Annotated in this window: 13 protein-coding genes; 5 read left to right on the top strand and 8 right to left on the bottom strand. The window is 37.4% G+C overall.

The genetic code is table 11. The features are described from left to right. Positions 1-199: 199 nt before the first annotated feature. From ACIQXW_RS22780 to ACIQXW_RS22745, 8 genes are all read right to left on the bottom strand, one after another. Positions 200-1,147 carry an N-acetylglucosamine kinase gene (locus tag ACIQXW_RS22780; RefSeq protein WP_402765805.1) on the bottom strand — a complete coding sequence of 316 codons (948 nt, stop codon included), beginning with the start codon at positions 1,145-1,147 and terminating at the stop codon, positions 200-202. Next, positions 1,144-2,658 (bottom strand): argininosuccinate lyase, encoded by a 1,515-nt coding sequence (gene argH, locus ACIQXW_RS22775; protein WP_401022088.1) that lies wholly within the window; start codon positions 2,656-2,658, stop codon positions 1,144-1,146. The genes ACIQXW_RS22780 and argH overlap by 4 nt, the downstream gene beginning before the upstream one ends. A 26-nt stretch (positions 2,659-2,684) precedes the next feature. Continuing rightward, a complete protein-coding gene (locus ACIQXW_RS22770) occupies positions 2,685-4,406 on the bottom strand; it encodes an ABC transporter permease (RefSeq protein WP_401022085.1) in 1,722 nt (573 codons plus the stop codon). A gap of 12 nt (positions 4,407-4,418) precedes the next feature. Then, on the bottom strand, positions 4,419-5,489 hold the full coding sequence (locus tag ACIQXW_RS22765) for an ABC transporter ATP-binding protein (RefSeq protein ID WP_402765801.1): 1,071 nt from the start codon (positions 5,487-5,489) through the stop codon (positions 4,419-4,421). 66 nt (positions 5,490-5,555) lie between these two features. After that, positions 5,556-7,343: an ABC transporter ATP-binding protein gene (locus ACIQXW_RS22760; RefSeq protein WP_402765798.1), complete on the bottom strand. Its 1,788-nt coding sequence runs from the start codon at positions 7,341-7,343 to the stop codon at positions 5,556-5,558. 608 nt (positions 7,344-7,951) lie between these two features. Beyond that, positions 7,952-9,058 carry an extracellular solute-binding protein gene (locus tag ACIQXW_RS22755; RefSeq protein WP_402765795.1) on the bottom strand — a complete coding sequence of 369 codons (1,107 nt, stop codon included), beginning with the start codon at positions 9,056-9,058 and terminating at the stop codon, positions 7,952-7,954. A gap of 182 nt (positions 9,059-9,240) precedes the next feature. After that, entirely contained in the window at positions 9,241-10,137 is an 897-nt protein-coding gene (locus tag ACIQXW_RS22750; RefSeq protein ID WP_340821388.1) for an EamA family transporter, read from the bottom strand. A gap of 18 nt (positions 10,138-10,155) precedes the next feature. Beyond that, complete coding sequence (locus ACIQXW_RS22745; protein WP_402765792.1) at positions 10,156-10,719, bottom strand: GNAT family N-acetyltransferase; 564 nt, start codon at positions 10,717-10,719, stop codon at positions 10,156-10,158. A gap of 534 nt (positions 10,720-11,253) precedes the next feature. On the opposite strand from ACIQXW_RS22745, the gene ACIQXW_RS22740 reads away from it, so the two are divergent. The 5 genes from ACIQXW_RS22740 to ACIQXW_RS22720 all read left to right on the top strand — a co-directional run bounded on the left by ACIQXW_RS22740 (position 11,254) and on the right by ACIQXW_RS22720 (position 14,886). Beyond that, a complete protein-coding gene (locus ACIQXW_RS22740; protein WP_340821385.1) occupies positions 11,254-12,204 on the top strand; it encodes a carbohydrate kinase family protein in 951 nt (316 codons plus the stop codon). A gap of 17 nt (positions 12,205-12,221) precedes the next feature. Then, on the top strand, positions 12,222-12,659 hold the full coding sequence (locus ACIQXW_RS22735) for a protein-tyrosine phosphatase family protein (RefSeq protein ID WP_402765789.1): 438 nt from the start codon (positions 12,222-12,224) through the stop codon (positions 12,657-12,659). 357 nt (positions 12,660-13,016) lie between these two features. Beyond that, entirely contained in the window at positions 13,017-13,217 is a 201-nt protein-coding gene (locus tag ACIQXW_RS22730) for a PLDc N-terminal domain-containing protein (protein WP_340821383.1), read from the top strand. Next, on the top strand, positions 13,214-14,107 hold the full coding sequence (locus ACIQXW_RS22725) for an ABC transporter ATP-binding protein (protein WP_402765786.1): 894 nt from the start codon (positions 13,214-13,216) through the stop codon (positions 14,105-14,107). The genes ACIQXW_RS22730 and ACIQXW_RS22725 overlap by 4 nt, the downstream gene beginning before the upstream one ends. Continuing rightward, the gene (locus ACIQXW_RS22720) at positions 14,104-14,886 is read left to right on the top strand and encodes an ABC transporter permease (protein ID WP_402765783.1); all 783 of its coding nucleotides are present in this window, start codon (positions 14,104-14,106) and stop codon (positions 14,884-14,886) included. The genes ACIQXW_RS22725 and ACIQXW_RS22720 overlap by 4 nt, the downstream gene beginning before the upstream one ends. The last annotated feature ends 164 nt before the right edge of the window (positions 14,887-15,050 follow it).

The following is a 15,050-nucleotide window of genomic DNA, read 5'->3' as shown; positions in this document are numbered from 1 at the left end:
TTATATAAAATAAATATAGATGACTACTACTGTTGATTTCCGCTATGGGCGGACGCTTTCCGCGGGCACAACGTAAGCCGCAACCCTCGCTGTCGCGCGGATTGTTGCGTCTTACGTTTTGTGCGTTCCCGCAGGAGTCGCCGCCCGCCGCTCCAATCAACTGAACACGTTAGTAAATCCACAAAAAAGGCGTATGACATTAACGATTGTCATACGCTCTTTTTGAGCGTTCAATAATATAATGTATTGGTTGATGCTGACACAAAGTAACTTGGATTTTTGGGTACATTGAGGTCATTTCCTGGGAAAATGTTTTTAAAATTAGCGGGTTATGCTTTAGAGCGCCACCATTACAATAAAAGTGAAAAGGCTCGCCTTGATAGCCAATTTGCTTTAGTACCGCACAAGCGAGAAGCACTAACTCATGGGCAGCCTGTATAGAGATATGAATAGCGCAAGCATCTTTCTTTGCAACTGCATCGGCTAAAAATGCACTCATTTTTGCTAATTGTGCATTTGTATAAGATGGGCGGAATAACCATGCTGCTAGCTCCGTGACATCTTGAATACGTAAATAGTTATAGACGGCATCTTTTAATATCGTCGCCTCGCCTCGTCCATCCTCCATGCGAAAAATGGCCCGTAAAACTTCCTGCCCTAGCCAATAGCCACTACCTTCATCGCCTGCACGATGGCCCCAGCCACCAGAACGTGCGATATGTATACCATCGAATGCGTACGCAATTGCACCAGTCCCTGCTATGAGTAGTGCACCTGCCTGTCCAGCAGTGACACCTAATAAGGTAGCTTCAGCATCATTTTCGATAATAAGCATCTGGATATGTAGCTGTGCCGCTGTAATTGCATCATGGACAATTTCCGTAACATTTTTATGATCATTGGGTGAATCAATCCCGGCCATAGCAAACGTGGCGATAGCGATTTTTGAGTTAGTTTGCGCTTGTAAAAATACACGAGCTTTTGCTAATAATGTTCGTAATATATCCGTAGCAGGCTCCACACCTATAGCCTGGTAATTGGACCCTCCTAATGATGTTGTAAATTGTATTTCACCTGACTCGGCATGTACGATTGCACATGCCGTTTTAGTTGCACCACCATCAATAATTAGCAGCCATTCATTCATTGATCCCATTCCTCTATAAACGAAATTAATTGCTTTTCCGCCTCTGTAATGGCGAATTCCTTTTGCTGAACCCATTCAAGTAGGGTATCTGCCTTTACCTTTGCTCGCTCAATTGATGCTCGCATTGTTTCAGGTGAAGGGCCACCTAATAATGTTCGTACACTTACAAAAAACTCGGGTTTTAAAGTATGATAAAAATCATCTTCAGAAATAATTAAAGGTTTGCCAGTAACCAACTTGGCTTGTGTATTAGCTAGGCTCCATGTCAGACTAGCGAGTGATTCTTCACCGTGAGCAAGTAATACTTTAATGCACTTACTGACGATACTATGGGCTTGGCGGAATGAAATACCTTCGGAGCGGACTAATGTATCAGCGAGTTCTGTTACATTTGCAAAACTGTTTTCCGCGCGGTTTCGGAGCTTCTTCTTGTTTACATCCATTGTAACAACGAGTGAACCAAATAATTTGTAAATACCTATTAATCGATCTATAGCTCGCCATAAATATGGTTGCATATCGTCCTCTGTATCTACGATATCACCAAACGGTGTATTATGTACCATTTGTAGAACTGTACTAGCGTCTCCGACTACTGCAGATAGTAATGAGCGTGTATGTTCAATGGAAACAGGGTTACGTTTTTGCGGCATAATCGAGCTAATTTGAACGTATGGGCTAGCTAGTGTAAATGCATTAAATTCCTGTGTAGCCCATAATAAAAAGTCCTGAGATGTACGTCCGAGGTTAAGGGCGGCAAGCTGTACAATACTTGCTGCTTCAGAGATATAGTCAGCACCAGCAACCGCATCCCAGGCATTTTCGATAATTTCATCGAAAGCTAATAAGTCTCGCATGCGCTCACGGCTAATGTTAAAGCCTGTAGTCGTTAAGGCGGCTGCTCCCATGCTACTCCGATTAACTGTCTGATAGCAATGCTGCATGCGCTCGAAATCTCGATCGAGTTGATCGATTACGGCTTTTAAATAATGTGCAAAAGTGGTTGGTTGTGCTTGTTGCGTATGTGTATAGCCAATCATAATTGTATCGATATGCTCCTCAGCTGAAGCAATTAAATCACCTCGTAATTTAAGCAATTCCCCCATAAGCATTAATAACTTTTTGCGCAATGTCATTCGATAAATGGCGATACCCATATCATTACGACTTCTACCAATATGGAGATTTCCAGCAACGTCACCAGCAAGTTCTATTAATTTATTTTCAATGCGGAAAAATAAATCCTCGTATTGCGGGCTATAATCTTCTATTCGATAATAGTTCAAGTCTAGTTTTTTTAGCGCCATAGCAATTTGTTTCGCTTCTTCTTTTTTTACTAGTCCTTGTTCTTCTAACATTTTTAAGTGAGCAATATTAATTTGAAGCATAATTGTTAAAAAGTTTTTCTTCGCTTCGTCGTAAGCTGGTTGCAAAACAATTTTCCGATAAATATTTGAAGGAAAAATCATTCCATCCTCCTGCTGGATTTTGTTGCGGAAATCTTCAAACATATGAATGGCCTCCTATAGGATGACAGTTAAATGGCTGTGCCAGCACTGCCCTTTGATAGCTTTTCGGAAATAATGAGCACAATTAAAATTAAGAAAATCTGTAAAACGCCATAAGCACATGCAGTTCCAAATTTAAAGGCATATAATTTCTGAAATATAGCAACAGACAGCGGGATTGTAGAAGTACTGTAAATAAGAATAGAGGCTACGAACTCACCTAAACTTTGAACAAGTGCTAGCAGAGTTCCTGCTAATATTCCCGAAAAAGTAAGCGGTAGTACGATCCGTCTAAACGTATACCACCAGTTTGCGCCTAGACTTCGCGATGCCTCCTCGATAGACTGATCTAATTGCACGAGGGAAGCTGATGTTGAACGAAAAACGAGGGGTAAATGTCTAATAAAATAAGCTAATGGTAAAATCCAAAATGTACCGATAAGTACTTGGTTAAAAGCGAAAATATTTTCAGTACTAAAGGCTGCAATTAAATTGACGGCAACTACAGTACCAGGCAATGCCCAAGGAACCATAATTAAAATATCAAGCAATGTTTTACCTTTAAAATTTAGGCGAACCATCGCATAGGCAGCTGCAACACCGAAAATTACATTACCGAACGTTGCGACGACGCCCATTTGTATAGAGTTCCAAATTGGTCTCCATGTTCGTTCGTCAGTAAAAAGCGCTATATAATGATCGAGTGTGTAGTCGGTGGGGAGAATTTGAGTTTTCCAGGCACCATCTACTGAAAAAGAAATTAAAATAAGCACTAATATTGGTAAAATTAAAATAAGTGTACCGCCAAAGGAAGCAATTGTAGCAATCATTTTCATCCATTTTGAGGATACTTCAGAGCGATGAACGCTAATGCCTTTACTCAAATTTTGATAGTTTCTACGATTTTGGTACCAGCGCATAATGATTAAAAATGAAATGGACACAAAAGATAAAATCATTGACTGTGTAGCGGCCATCCCCAAATTACCATTTGTTCGTGATAAGTATATTTGCATGGTCATTGTTCGTTCGACACCAAACATTAACGGCGCAGTATAGGATGCCATAGATATCATAAATACAAGTAATGCAGATGCAATAATAGAAGGTGTCAGCATTGGCAATATAACCTTTGTCCATACACGAATACGCCCTGCGCCTAAACTAGTTGCTGCTTCCTCTAATGATGGATCCAATCCTTTAATAGCAGCCGAAGCGGTTAAATAGAAGTATGTGTACATTGTAAATGTATGTACAACGATTACACCCCATATGCCTTTTAAAGAAAAGGGTACTTGCTGTAGTCCAAATAAATGTTGGATCGCACGTGGGAAAATTCCACTTTCTCCGTAAAGAAAAGTAAATGAAAGTACACCAACAAGCGGTGGAAGAGCCATTGGCACTAATACTAAAATGGATAGTATCCGTCTCCCAGGGAAATTATAGCGTTCTAATAAAAAGGCCATTGTAATACCAACAATTGCACAGCAAATAACACTAATAATAGATATATATAAACTAGTCCAGAGTGCCTCGAGATTCGCAGGGCTAGCGAGACTAAAAAACTTTTGATAATGCGTAAGTGCATTATCCTCTGAAAAGCTCTGAAGAAAAGTTTGATAGAAAGGATAAATCACATAGGCAAACAACACTAAAAACAATGGTGAAATTAATATATAAACAAACCATTTCGATTGTGTTAGCCGTGTCCAAGCATTATTTTGATAAGATTGTACAGGTGGTTTTTCCATATGGTATGCCTCCTATTCTCCTAAAAAATAAAGTGATTCACGAGCTATATTTAATGTAATGTCTTCGCCAATATTTTTTAACTGAGCGTTTGTATTAATTATCATGACTTTCAACGAGAAATCGATAAAATCGACAATATAATTCACGCTTATTCCTGTAAATTCAACAAAAGAAATGGTTCCTGTTAATGTGTTTTCACCAGGACCTTGATTAACGGTCTCTGGACGAATCGAAATAAACACGTTGTCTCCAATCATATGCGTTAAATTAGGGGAGCTGTGTTGCTTTCGCCCAGTTAGAACAAGTCCGCTCTTCGTTTTTACTTGTATTTCATCATCATGAATAGCAATTGTTGTCGCTTCAATTAAATTCGTTTCCCCAATAAAATCGGCAACGAAGCGGTTTAATGGACGATTATAAATCTCCTGGGGTGTGCCAATTTGTTTCACATATCCATTATCCATCACCATAATGCGGTCCGACATAGCCATCGCTTCCATTTGATCGTGCGTTACGTAAATTGTTGTGACGCCTAACTCCGATTGAATTCTTTTGATTTCAATGCGCGTTTCCTCTCGTAATTTCGCGTCTAAATTCGACAAAGGCTCATCAAGTAATAAAATATCAGGCTCAATGACAAGTGCTCTTGCCAATGCTACGCGTTGCTGCTGACCGCCAGATAATTCATTTATTTTTCTATTTCCGTATTGTGCAAGATGCACGAGTCCTCTAATACGATCGACTTTGTGTTTTATCTCAAATTTTGAGAACTTTCGTACTTGTAAACCAAAGGCAATATTTTCGTCTACTGTCATATGCGGAAAAAGGGCGTAATTTTGAAACACCATACCGATATTTCGTTTGTTTGGCTGAAGCAATGTCACATCACGATCATCGAAATAAATTTTCCCTTCAGTAGGGTAATAAAATCCTGCAATCATTCGTAATGTGGTTGTTTTCCCGCAACCACTAGGCCCGAGGAAAGTGAAAAATTCACCTGTTTTAATATCGAGATTTAAATCTTTCACGCCATGTACTTTCCCAAATTGCTTAGAGACATTTTCGATTTTGACATTTTTCAAATGAAATGCTCCTTTCTATTTTGAAAAGATGGGGATGCTATTGCAATCAACTTTTCGCATAAATGTCTAAGTAGAATACTTATTAGCCTGTAATTGATACAATTCTGAAAAATATCCCTTTTCATTCAATAACTCTTGCATTGAACCTTCTTCAATTATGTGCCCATGTTGCAATACAAGGATTCGATTAACCATTTTTAAAGCAGATAATTTATGCGTTATTAATAATAATGTTTTTGTTGCTGAAAGGTCAGTTAATGTTTCAATCATATGGTGCTCACTCCTTGCATCAAGAGCTGCCGAAGGTTCATCTAAAATGAGAAATGCTGCATTTCGGAAGTAAGCTCTTGCAATAGCTACCTTTTGCCATTCACCGCCTGATAGTTCTGTGCCGTTATCAAAATTTTTACTTAAAATTTGCTCATACCCTTGTTCGAAACTTGCAACTAAATCATTAAGAGAGCTTTGCTCGGACACGCTAGCTAACCTTTCATAATCATCAGTACTTTCCGTATGACTAATCATAATATTTTCTTTAAAGGATAACTGATAACGGGAAAAGTCTTGAAACACAATACCGATTATTTGACGATAAGAATCAATATTATATTCTGCAATATCAATGCCGTTTAATTCTATTTTTCCTTCAGTTGGTTCATAAAATCTTGAAATCAGCTTAACGATGGTAGATTTCCCAGCACCATTTTCTCCGACAAGTGCGATTTTTTCCCCCATGTTGATAGTAAAATTAACTTGATGAAGTATAAATTTAGAAGAATTGGGGTACTTAAAAGATACATTTTTAAAAACTAATGTAAAATTACTTTTTTCTAAGGACAAAATCTCTTTGCCTGATTTTATATCTGATTGTAACGATGTGAATTTAAAATATTTTTCCATATAAAGTAATGTGTCATATAGTAAGCTCGAATTTTCGATAAAACCCGCCAAACTTTGCCGTGCAAGTAAAACAGAAGAAGAGAAAATTAGTATATCTCCTGCAGTAAATGTGTTATTTAGTACGCCTTTGACTACCCACCAAAAACTTAGGCCAATCCCTGCAATTCCAATTCCTACAAATACAACAGAGAAGATAGCTTGTTTATATCTGATTTTTTTTACTTCTGTATGAATTTTATTGAACGTCACCATATATTTATTAATAAAAAAGGCGGCCGTGTTATATATTTTCACTTCTTTGATGTGTTCTTTTGACAGCATTACTGAGCTATAATATTGCATCTTTCTAGATTCTGGACTATTCATTACAAGGGTTTCAAATGCTTCTTTTTGTAATTTATATGTAACGATAGCCTGTGGAACTATGGCAACAAAAATAATGAAAGCAATCAAGATATTAAAGTTCGTCAATAGCACCAACATAGAAATGCCAGTTATGACACTACTAATCATGCCAGAAGTAAAAACGATGAGGTTTACTGGCCTCCATGCAGCTTCTTGCTCAAGTATTTGTATATCATCATAAAATTCTGGATTTTCGAAGTAATATAGTCCCTTTATATCCGAAGATTTTTCCATTAAGGATTTATTTAAGTCGGCAATTAATTTATCAGTCATTAAACCTTGAAAGGTCATTTCAATGGGACCTAATATAGCATTAATAAATGATACTATTATCCAAGATATTACAAAGAATATGATTATAGAATAAACGATAGTGTCGGTAGTAGAAATGGCATCAATTAAACCTTTTGAAAACCAAATAGTAAGAGAGGGTAGTATTGCTTGAAATGGAATTATAATTAACAAAACAATAGAATAAAACTTTGAAGCTCCCCAAAAAAGAGGGAAGGTTTTTAGGGTAAGTTTGAAATAAGAGTAGATTGTATTCATGATTCTTCACCTAATTATATAGTATGTATTTTACTTATATTCCTATTTAATTTAGCGTAAGTGTATTAATCAATTGGCAACGGACTGCAAAGAACTAAGCACGAGTTTTTAAGGCAACCTTAATGAAATGTGCCTCATTTAAGAAGGGGTGTAAAGAAGCTGAAAATCTCGAGATAAAATAAAAAATCCCCTTTAAGAAATTATAAAAAATAATGTAATATTTACATTTATAAGTTCTAAAAGAGGGTATTAAATTACTTAGTTTTAAATTCAATGCTTAGGATTCATATAATTCATTGCTATATACCACTATATGAAATCCTCCTTTAATTAGGGTTAAATTATAATTATTATAAACTGAATAATCAGAAATGACAAATTATTATAAAATTAGACAAGGTCAAAAATTTTTAGCAAACTTCCGTTTACCAAAATAAATTATAGAGTAATACTGCTGTTGATTTATGTTGCGTGTGGACGCTTTCCGCGGGCACACTGTAAGCCGCAACCCTCGCTTAAGCACGGTTTGTTGCGTCTTACATTCTGTGCTGTCCCCGCAGGATTGAATTAGGTAAGGAATTGTTTGAAAATTGTTTGAGTGCCTGGCACTACTTATTCCCTCTACCTTTAATATTCGTATCCCAGTGCTCCATCCATTCTGCCTCTTTATCCGACATTAGTTGCCAATCAATATCAAATGTTTTTAAATCTAATTCCTGATACCATTCTGGCATTGAAGCATGATCGATGTCGGAGCGTGTTGGAATTTGGTAGTAATCATTCGCTAATTTCGTCACCATTTCCTTTTCAAATAAAAACTCTACGAACAATTTTGCGTTCTCCAAGTTTTTAGCATTGTTAACAACGGCAACACCATCAACTAAAATTGGTGCACCGCTCTTCGGATAAATGTAATCGAACGGATAATCAGTTGTATATTTCTTTAATAGAATATCTTGCAAATTCCATAAGGAAACACTGCCTTCTTGACGTGTGAGCTTCAAATAAAGGGCATTTGGGTCTTGTGTATATTCTTTCGTGTTGGCATCTAATTTTAATAGCCAATCGTAGCCCTTATCAGGTGTAGTGGCATCTTGACGAACAATCATTGAGGAATAAATAGTTCGCATTGTTCCAGAAGCTAATACGCCGCGAATTAAAATTTGATCTTTCCATTTTGGATCTAATAAATCATCCCAATCTTGTGGGCCGGTCTCTTTTGTTAGTAAGTCGCTGTTAATCATTATTACTTCAGGTAAAAGCATTTCACCGAACCAGCGACCTTCTTTATCTTTATAGTTTGCATCAATTGTCTCAATAAAGCTCGGTTGCCACGTATGCAGTAAATCTTCGTTAGCGCCAACCATTAATGCAGATTGTGTACCACCCCACCAAAAATCTGCCTGAGGATTTGCTTTTTCACCTCGTAGACGCTCTAATATTTGCTGAGCACCCATTGTTAAAAACTCCACTTCAATGTCCGGGTACTTCTCATTAAACTGATCGATTACGCCTTGCACCATTTCCTCATCACGTCCTGTGTAAATGACCAGTTTGCCAGATGGAGTTGTGCTTTCATCTGCTTTTTCTGAATCAGATGCTTTGTCACCGTTTGTGGCATCTTTTGTCGAACTTTTATCGTCGGTGTTGCTACAAGCAGCTAAAACGATAAGCATCAGCACAAGAAAAAATCCGAAAATACGTGTTTTTTTCATAATCATCTTCCCCTTCCTATAGTGAGTTGCTTACATAGTGCAGTATAATACTTAAATAAAGTATTAATGTTAGAATAATTAAAATAATCTAACGTTATTATTATCATAATCCAAAAAAATGACGATTATCAACGATATATATGTGAAAAATAAAAACTCCTTAAAAATGGCTAAACCCATTTTTAAGGAGCTGTTATTTTTCGGTTAGCAAGCATATTAGGCAGCAACATGCCTAGAATAACGAGAATTATGCCAACAACTTGTAATAAAGTGAGTGATTCGTGCAATACAATAACGGAAACAGTTACAGCAACAGGTAGTTCAATGGCGCTTAAAATAGAGGCTAGTGCGCCACCAACCTTTGGTACTGCAATTGAAAATAAATAAATCGGTAAGATAATACCGAAAAGTCCAAGTGCTAGTCCGAATTTCCATAACCCTTCAGTGAACAATTTGCCGTTCCATGCAATTTCAGGGTTTAAGAAAATACTGATCATAATAAGTGCAACAAAGGAAACAATTAGAACTCTTGATGTCGTTGTAATCCCTTCGACAGGGCGAGAGTTAAATTGGATAAAGCATGCAAAGGTAAATGCAGCCGCAAACCCAAATAGCCAGCCTTGTATTGCAATACCACTTAAATCGACATTCAGTACACCAGCCGCCAAAATAGTACCAGCAAATAAAACGATAATCGAAATGACTTCTGGTCTACTAGGCAGTCGTTTATGGAATATGCAGTCTAACAATAAACCAATCCATGTAAATTGAAAGAGCATGACGACGGCAAGTGATGCAGGTAAATATTTTAATGATTCCCCGTAGACTATACCCGTAATGCCTGTGAAGATCCCTGCACTAATTAAAATAAGTAAGCCATTCTTTGAAAGTTTCGGTAGTTGTCTTTGCGTTATGATAAAGATTGTTGCAACTAGCATAAAGCCGATAATATATTGGCTAGATACCGCCTCTGATGTTGTAAAGCCATGCTGCATAGCTACTTTGACAATTGTCGATAAAATGCCATAGCTACTTGAAGCGATGACAATCAATAGAGGGTAAATTAAATTTGTTTTCATGCTTAATTATTCCACATCCTAAATCTGTTTCACCATATGATGAAATGGTTCGTCTATGATGGACCATGGTTCAGTAATGACAAAGCCCATACGTTCATATAAGCGACGAGCATCTTCTTTCTGTGTTTCTACATTTAATGATAATTTTGTAAATCCTCGTTTTTGCGTTTGCTCGATAGCGAATTGAATTAACAATGTACCGATCCCTTTACCACGAGCCTCTGGCGAAACACAAACTGTATCGATATAGTATTCATCCTCATGAGCCTCTTGATCGATGGTAATAGAAGGGGCATTTTTCTGTTCAAGCCATTTTACGAGATTAGCATCCATTTGAATTGCCTGTGCACCATTGTAATAAACAAGTGTGCCTAATATTTGTTCACCTTCAACCGCCACAAAAGTATTTAAATAAGAGTGTCTGTTATCTTCACGTTGGAAGAGCACTGTTAGTTCCTGTTCAACCTTTGAAGCTGTTTGTTCTCCTGTTAAACGGTTGGCAATATCACCAATCGCATCAATAATTAGTGGAATAACGGCATAAGCATCCTGAGGTTGCGCTTGTCGAATTGTTATACTCATTGTCAAAATCCCTACCTTTCTATAGGCAAGTATAACAAAGATAGATGATGTCTCAAGCTTTTGAAATATTCACTACTTTACTTTTTTAGAATAAGTATAGAGTCGATTACGGTTAATTTCTGCTACGGGCAGGGCCTTCTGCTCAGTATGCTGTTAGCTGCAACCTCGTTAGCGCGCGTTTTGACCGTTATGAGTTGTAGTCGCGGCCTTCCATTACAATTAACTATATACGTTGGTAGAAAAATACTTTTTTATGACTATCAGAAGGATAAAAAAGACGAAAATCTTTTTAAAAATAATATTAGCGGACTAATGCTGTTGATTCGTCGTGTGCAGTCGTTTTCTTCGTGGCATTCCTTAGGATGACCATTTCATTAAGCGATATGAATAATAATTGTTGAATGAAATTTGGCGATTAAGGTCGAAAAAAACCGCGTGTGCTAATACTTTTATTATTTTTCCGAAAGTTTAAAACTTTATAGGAAATCAACTTTCATGTTAATCTATAATGAATAGACTTTCGGGGGGACAACAATGACAAAGGAAGATAAGGATTTTATTTTAGTCTATGGAGATGCATTTATTGACTATATTGCTGACGATGTAACGAATACATCTTTTACTAAATATATGGGTGGTGCAACGGTTAATGTAGCTGCTGGCATTAGCCGTATTGGTGCTCCATCTGCACTAATTACGATTACTGGAGATGACGAAGGTTCACAATTTGTTCGAGATGGTCTTGCGCAAGAAGGTGTGAACCTTGACTTTGCGGTATTTGACCCTGCAAAACGTGTAAGTGGTGTTTACGTGCATTTAACTGAAGCTTGCGAGCGAATTTTCAAAGATTATGTCGACGAGACGCCAGATTTACAAGTTGATGCAACACAATTAGATGATGCTGCCTTTAAACATGCTTCTGCATTAATTGTGTGCTCAGGTACAATGTTTCATCCAACTGCATTAGCAACTACGAGAGCCGCTGTCGAAAAGGCAAAAGAAAAAGGTGCTATTATTGCAATGGATGCCAATATTCGCCCATTACGTTGGAGCAGTGAAGAAGTTTGTAGGGAGACCATTACTTCATTTTTTGAGAATGTAGATATTTTGAAAGTAACTGATGATGAATTATTTTTCTTAACAGAGACAACTAATTTAGAAGATGGCATTGAGCAGTTAAACAGTTACTTAGTACCGATTATTTTAGTAACAGTTGGTGAAGAGGGCACATATGCCGTGTTAAACGGGGAAGTTATCCACGTACCAACAGAAAAGGTTGTCCCAGTAGATACTACAGGTGCAGGAGATGCATTTATGGCTGGTGTATTACGCGATGTCCATTACAATGGTTTACCGACAACTGTAGAAGAGCTAGTACGCTGTGTGAGCTTTGGCAATCGATTAGGTGCCCTTGCAGCGACGAAGGCAGGAGCACTAACAGCGCTACCATATTATGATGATATTAAACATTTATTAGAGAAATAAAAGTTCGGAGCGTGCATATGATGGAAAAAAACTATGATGTGTTAGTGAAAGATCGATTATTTTTTGGCGGTGCGCAAGATGCAGATGCAGCTTATGTAAATGAGCAGGTAGATGTTGTAATTGATGTTCGCGTGAATGGATTAACAGTACAAGAACAGCAAGCAGCGCACTATAATTACAACCATATGCCTATCGCTGATGAAGAAGCAGAAGTAGCTCAGTCTATTGAAAAAGTAGCGAAAAAAATAGTCTCTGCTTATGAATCAGGGCAGAAGGTTTATTTTCACTGTGGAAGTGGCGGTGGACGAGCAGGTGTAGCAGCGACTGCTGTGTTAATGGAACTTGGCTTAGCAAATTCGCTACAGTCAGCAGAATCAGCCGTTAAGAAAGCACGCTCACAAGTAACAATCCGTCCAAATATGGCAACGGCTTTAAAGAAGTTGTACGAAAAGTAATGCTATTCATAAAATATTACCTTAGTATTTAAATTAGTCTTTATGAAACAATTCTATATGAAGTATGTAGCCTGCCATGTCCTATGGCGGGCTTTTTTGAATTTGGAAACGAGTATGGACAGTTTTCTGGCGTTGCCTAGTACATACTATACAGCAGCTACAAAAGGTTTTTCTTGCAGAAAATGTAAACTACTACAGGAACAGCACGAATAAAAGAGCTGCGCCGTCACTGCTAAAAGGTGAGCGACTTGAACGGAACTAAATGACTTGTTAGGATTTAGCATTTGAATTTTGTTCTATACATATTAGAACAAAATTGTTATAGTAAAGTTAGAACAAAAAGGCGAGGTGTTTTAAATGGAAGAGTTAGCAAAAATCCCTTGGGCGGTTATAGCGCCAATAATCGTAGTACAAATTATTTTAATGATTATTGCTTTAATTGATCTTCGAAAAATTCACGCAACAAATGGGCCGAAAATTTTATGGGTATTTATTATATTATTTATTAATCTACTTGGGCCTGTTGCATATTTTATCGTCGGGAGAAAACAATCATGACAACATTACTACAAGTAACGGGTTTGACGAAGCGTTTTGCCGACAAAACAGTAGTGGATGCAATTGCTTTTACGTTAGAAGAACACACATCCACAGCATTAATTGGACCAAATGGTGCAGGGAAGACAACGACCTTATCGATGTTAACAGGCTTATTAAAGCCATCTTTAGGGAGCGTTAAAATGTTGGGTGGAGATTTACGAACAAATATTGGATTTTTACCGCAATATCCGCAGTTTCAGCCTTGGCTAAGTGCCCTAGAGTTTACGGAAATGGCCGCAAAGTTAAGTGGTGTACCTGCTAAAAAGGCGAAGCAAGAAGCTCAAAAAACATTAGAATTTGTAGGCTTAGGAAATGATCTTCATAAAAAGATTGCAACGTTTTCAGGTGGGATGAAGCAACGTCTTGGTATTTCCCAGGCAATTGTTCATAAGCCTAAATTACTGCTGTTAGATGAACCTGTATCTGCTTTAGATCCAGTTGGACGTAGAGAAGTACTTGATTTATTAAAAGGTTTACAGCAGCAGACGACAATTTTGTATTCAACACATATTTTGAATGATGCTGAGGAAATGACTGACCAGTTATTGTTTTTGCGTAATGGTCAACTTGTGGAACAGGGAACATTACGTGAAGTGCGCCAACGTTTTGATGAGCCAGCTTATATTGTAGAATTTAGCACGGTGGAAGAAGCGCAGCATTTTATTAGTCAATCTACATTTAAATGTACAGTTAACGGTAGCTATGTGTACGTAGCCATTCAAGATGAAGAACCGAGCATGCAACAAGTACTTGAACGCCTTACTGCTTATCCATATTTAGTGCGAAATGTAGCACGTCAAACGGCGTCGCTAGAGGATATTTTCATGAAGGTGGCGAAAAGAGCATGAATGGATTTAACGTACTACTTCAAAAAGAATTTCGTGACGCGTGGCGTAGTAGAAAGTTTTTATGGATTCCGCTTGTTTTCGCTCTTTTAGGTATGAGTGAACCGCTAACCAATTATTATATAAAGGATATTCTAAAGGCTGTTGGCAATATGCCTGAAGGTTTTGAAATGTTGATGCCAGAATTAGTACCTGCAGATTTAATATTATCTACAATTAGTCAGTTTCAATTAATTGGGTTACTCGTGCTTATGGCTTCTTTTGTAGGCTCTATTAGCAAAGAACGCTCAAATGGTTTGGCTACCTTATTGTATGTACGACCTATTTCTTTTGGAGCATTTTTTATTAGTAAGTTTTTAGTTGTCAGTACAGTAGGCTTTGTCAGTATAGTAGTAGGATTTACGGCAAGTGTTTATTATACGGTTGTGTTGTACGGAACATTCGAGATAGGGACTCTTTTAGCAAGTGTTTGTACGTATTTTATATGGTTGTTATTTGTTTTAGCAGCAACACTCATGATGAGTGCGATGTTTAAAACAGTAGTTGCAACAACATGCGCATTTATTTTAATTTTTGTAGGTCAAATTATTGATGGGCTCGTAGGCACGTTTTGGACAATTTCACCGTGGAAGTTACCACTATACGGTGTTCAGCTAATACGCGGGACAATGGAAATGTCTGATTATTGGTGGAGCCTAGTTATTACAATAGTTCTTATATGTTTTTGTATTACTATCGGCATTTTTTCAATGAAGAAAAACGCTTCAATGGCTAAAATATAACAAGAAAAATCCACTTAGACTTCTGCGGCTTACAACATGCACGCGGAAAGCGAAGTGGATTTTGCCGTATTAGAAAGTCAGATATTATGTATAAGAGCGACATATATGAACTGCCCTTATATGTGTCCAAATGGCACAGCTAGTAGGGCATTCTTTATATCCAG

It is taken from the genome of Lysinibacillus sp. NPDC097162 (genome assembly GCF_044762185.1).
Lineage (GTDB): Bacteria > Bacillota > Bacilli > Bacillales_A > Planococcaceae > Lysinibacillus.
This window is presented reverse-complemented; position numbering and strand designations above follow the sequence as displayed.

Coding starts and splice junctions, on each gene's coding strand:
- ACIQXW_RS22755 (WP_402765795.1), bottom strand. CDS start 9,058: ATGAAAAAAACACGTATTTTCGGATTTTTTCTTGTGCTGATGCTTATC.
- ACIQXW_RS22725 (WP_402765786.1), top strand. CDS start 13,214: ATGACAACATTACTACAAGTAACGGGTTTGACGAAGCGTTTTGCCGAC.
- ACIQXW_RS22740 (WP_340821385.1), top strand. CDS start 11,254: ATGACAAAGGAAGATAAGGATTTTATTTTAGTCTATGGAGATGCATTT.
- argH (WP_401022088.1), bottom strand. CDS start 2,658: ATGTTTGAAGATTTCCGCAACAAAATCCAGCAGGAGGATGGAATGATT.
- ACIQXW_RS22780 (WP_402765805.1), bottom strand. CDS start 1,147: ATGAATGAATGGCTGCTAATTATTGATGGTGGTGCAACTAAAACGGCA.
- ACIQXW_RS22735 (WP_402765789.1), top strand. CDS start 12,222: ATGATGGAAAAAAACTATGATGTGTTAGTGAAAGATCGATTATTTTTT.
- ACIQXW_RS22770 (WP_401022085.1), bottom strand. CDS start 4,406: ATGGAAAAACCACCTGTACAATCTTATCAAAATAATGCTTGGACACGG.
- ACIQXW_RS22730 (WP_340821383.1), top strand. CDS start 13,017: ATGGAAGAGTTAGCAAAAATCCCTTGGGCGGTTATAGCGCCAATAATC.
- ACIQXW_RS22750 (WP_340821388.1), bottom strand. CDS start 10,137: ATGAAAACAAATTTAATTTACCCTCTATTGATTGTCATCGCTTCAAGT.
- ACIQXW_RS22720 (WP_402765783.1), top strand. CDS start 14,104: ATGAATGGATTTAACGTACTACTTCAAAAAGAATTTCGTGACGCGTGG.
- ACIQXW_RS22745 (WP_402765792.1), bottom strand. CDS start 10,719: ATGAGTATAACAATTCGACAAGCGCAACCTCAGGATGCTTATGCCGTT.
- ACIQXW_RS22760 (WP_402765798.1), bottom strand. CDS start 7,343: ATGAATACAATCTACTCTTATTTCAAACTTACCCTAAAAACCTTCCCT.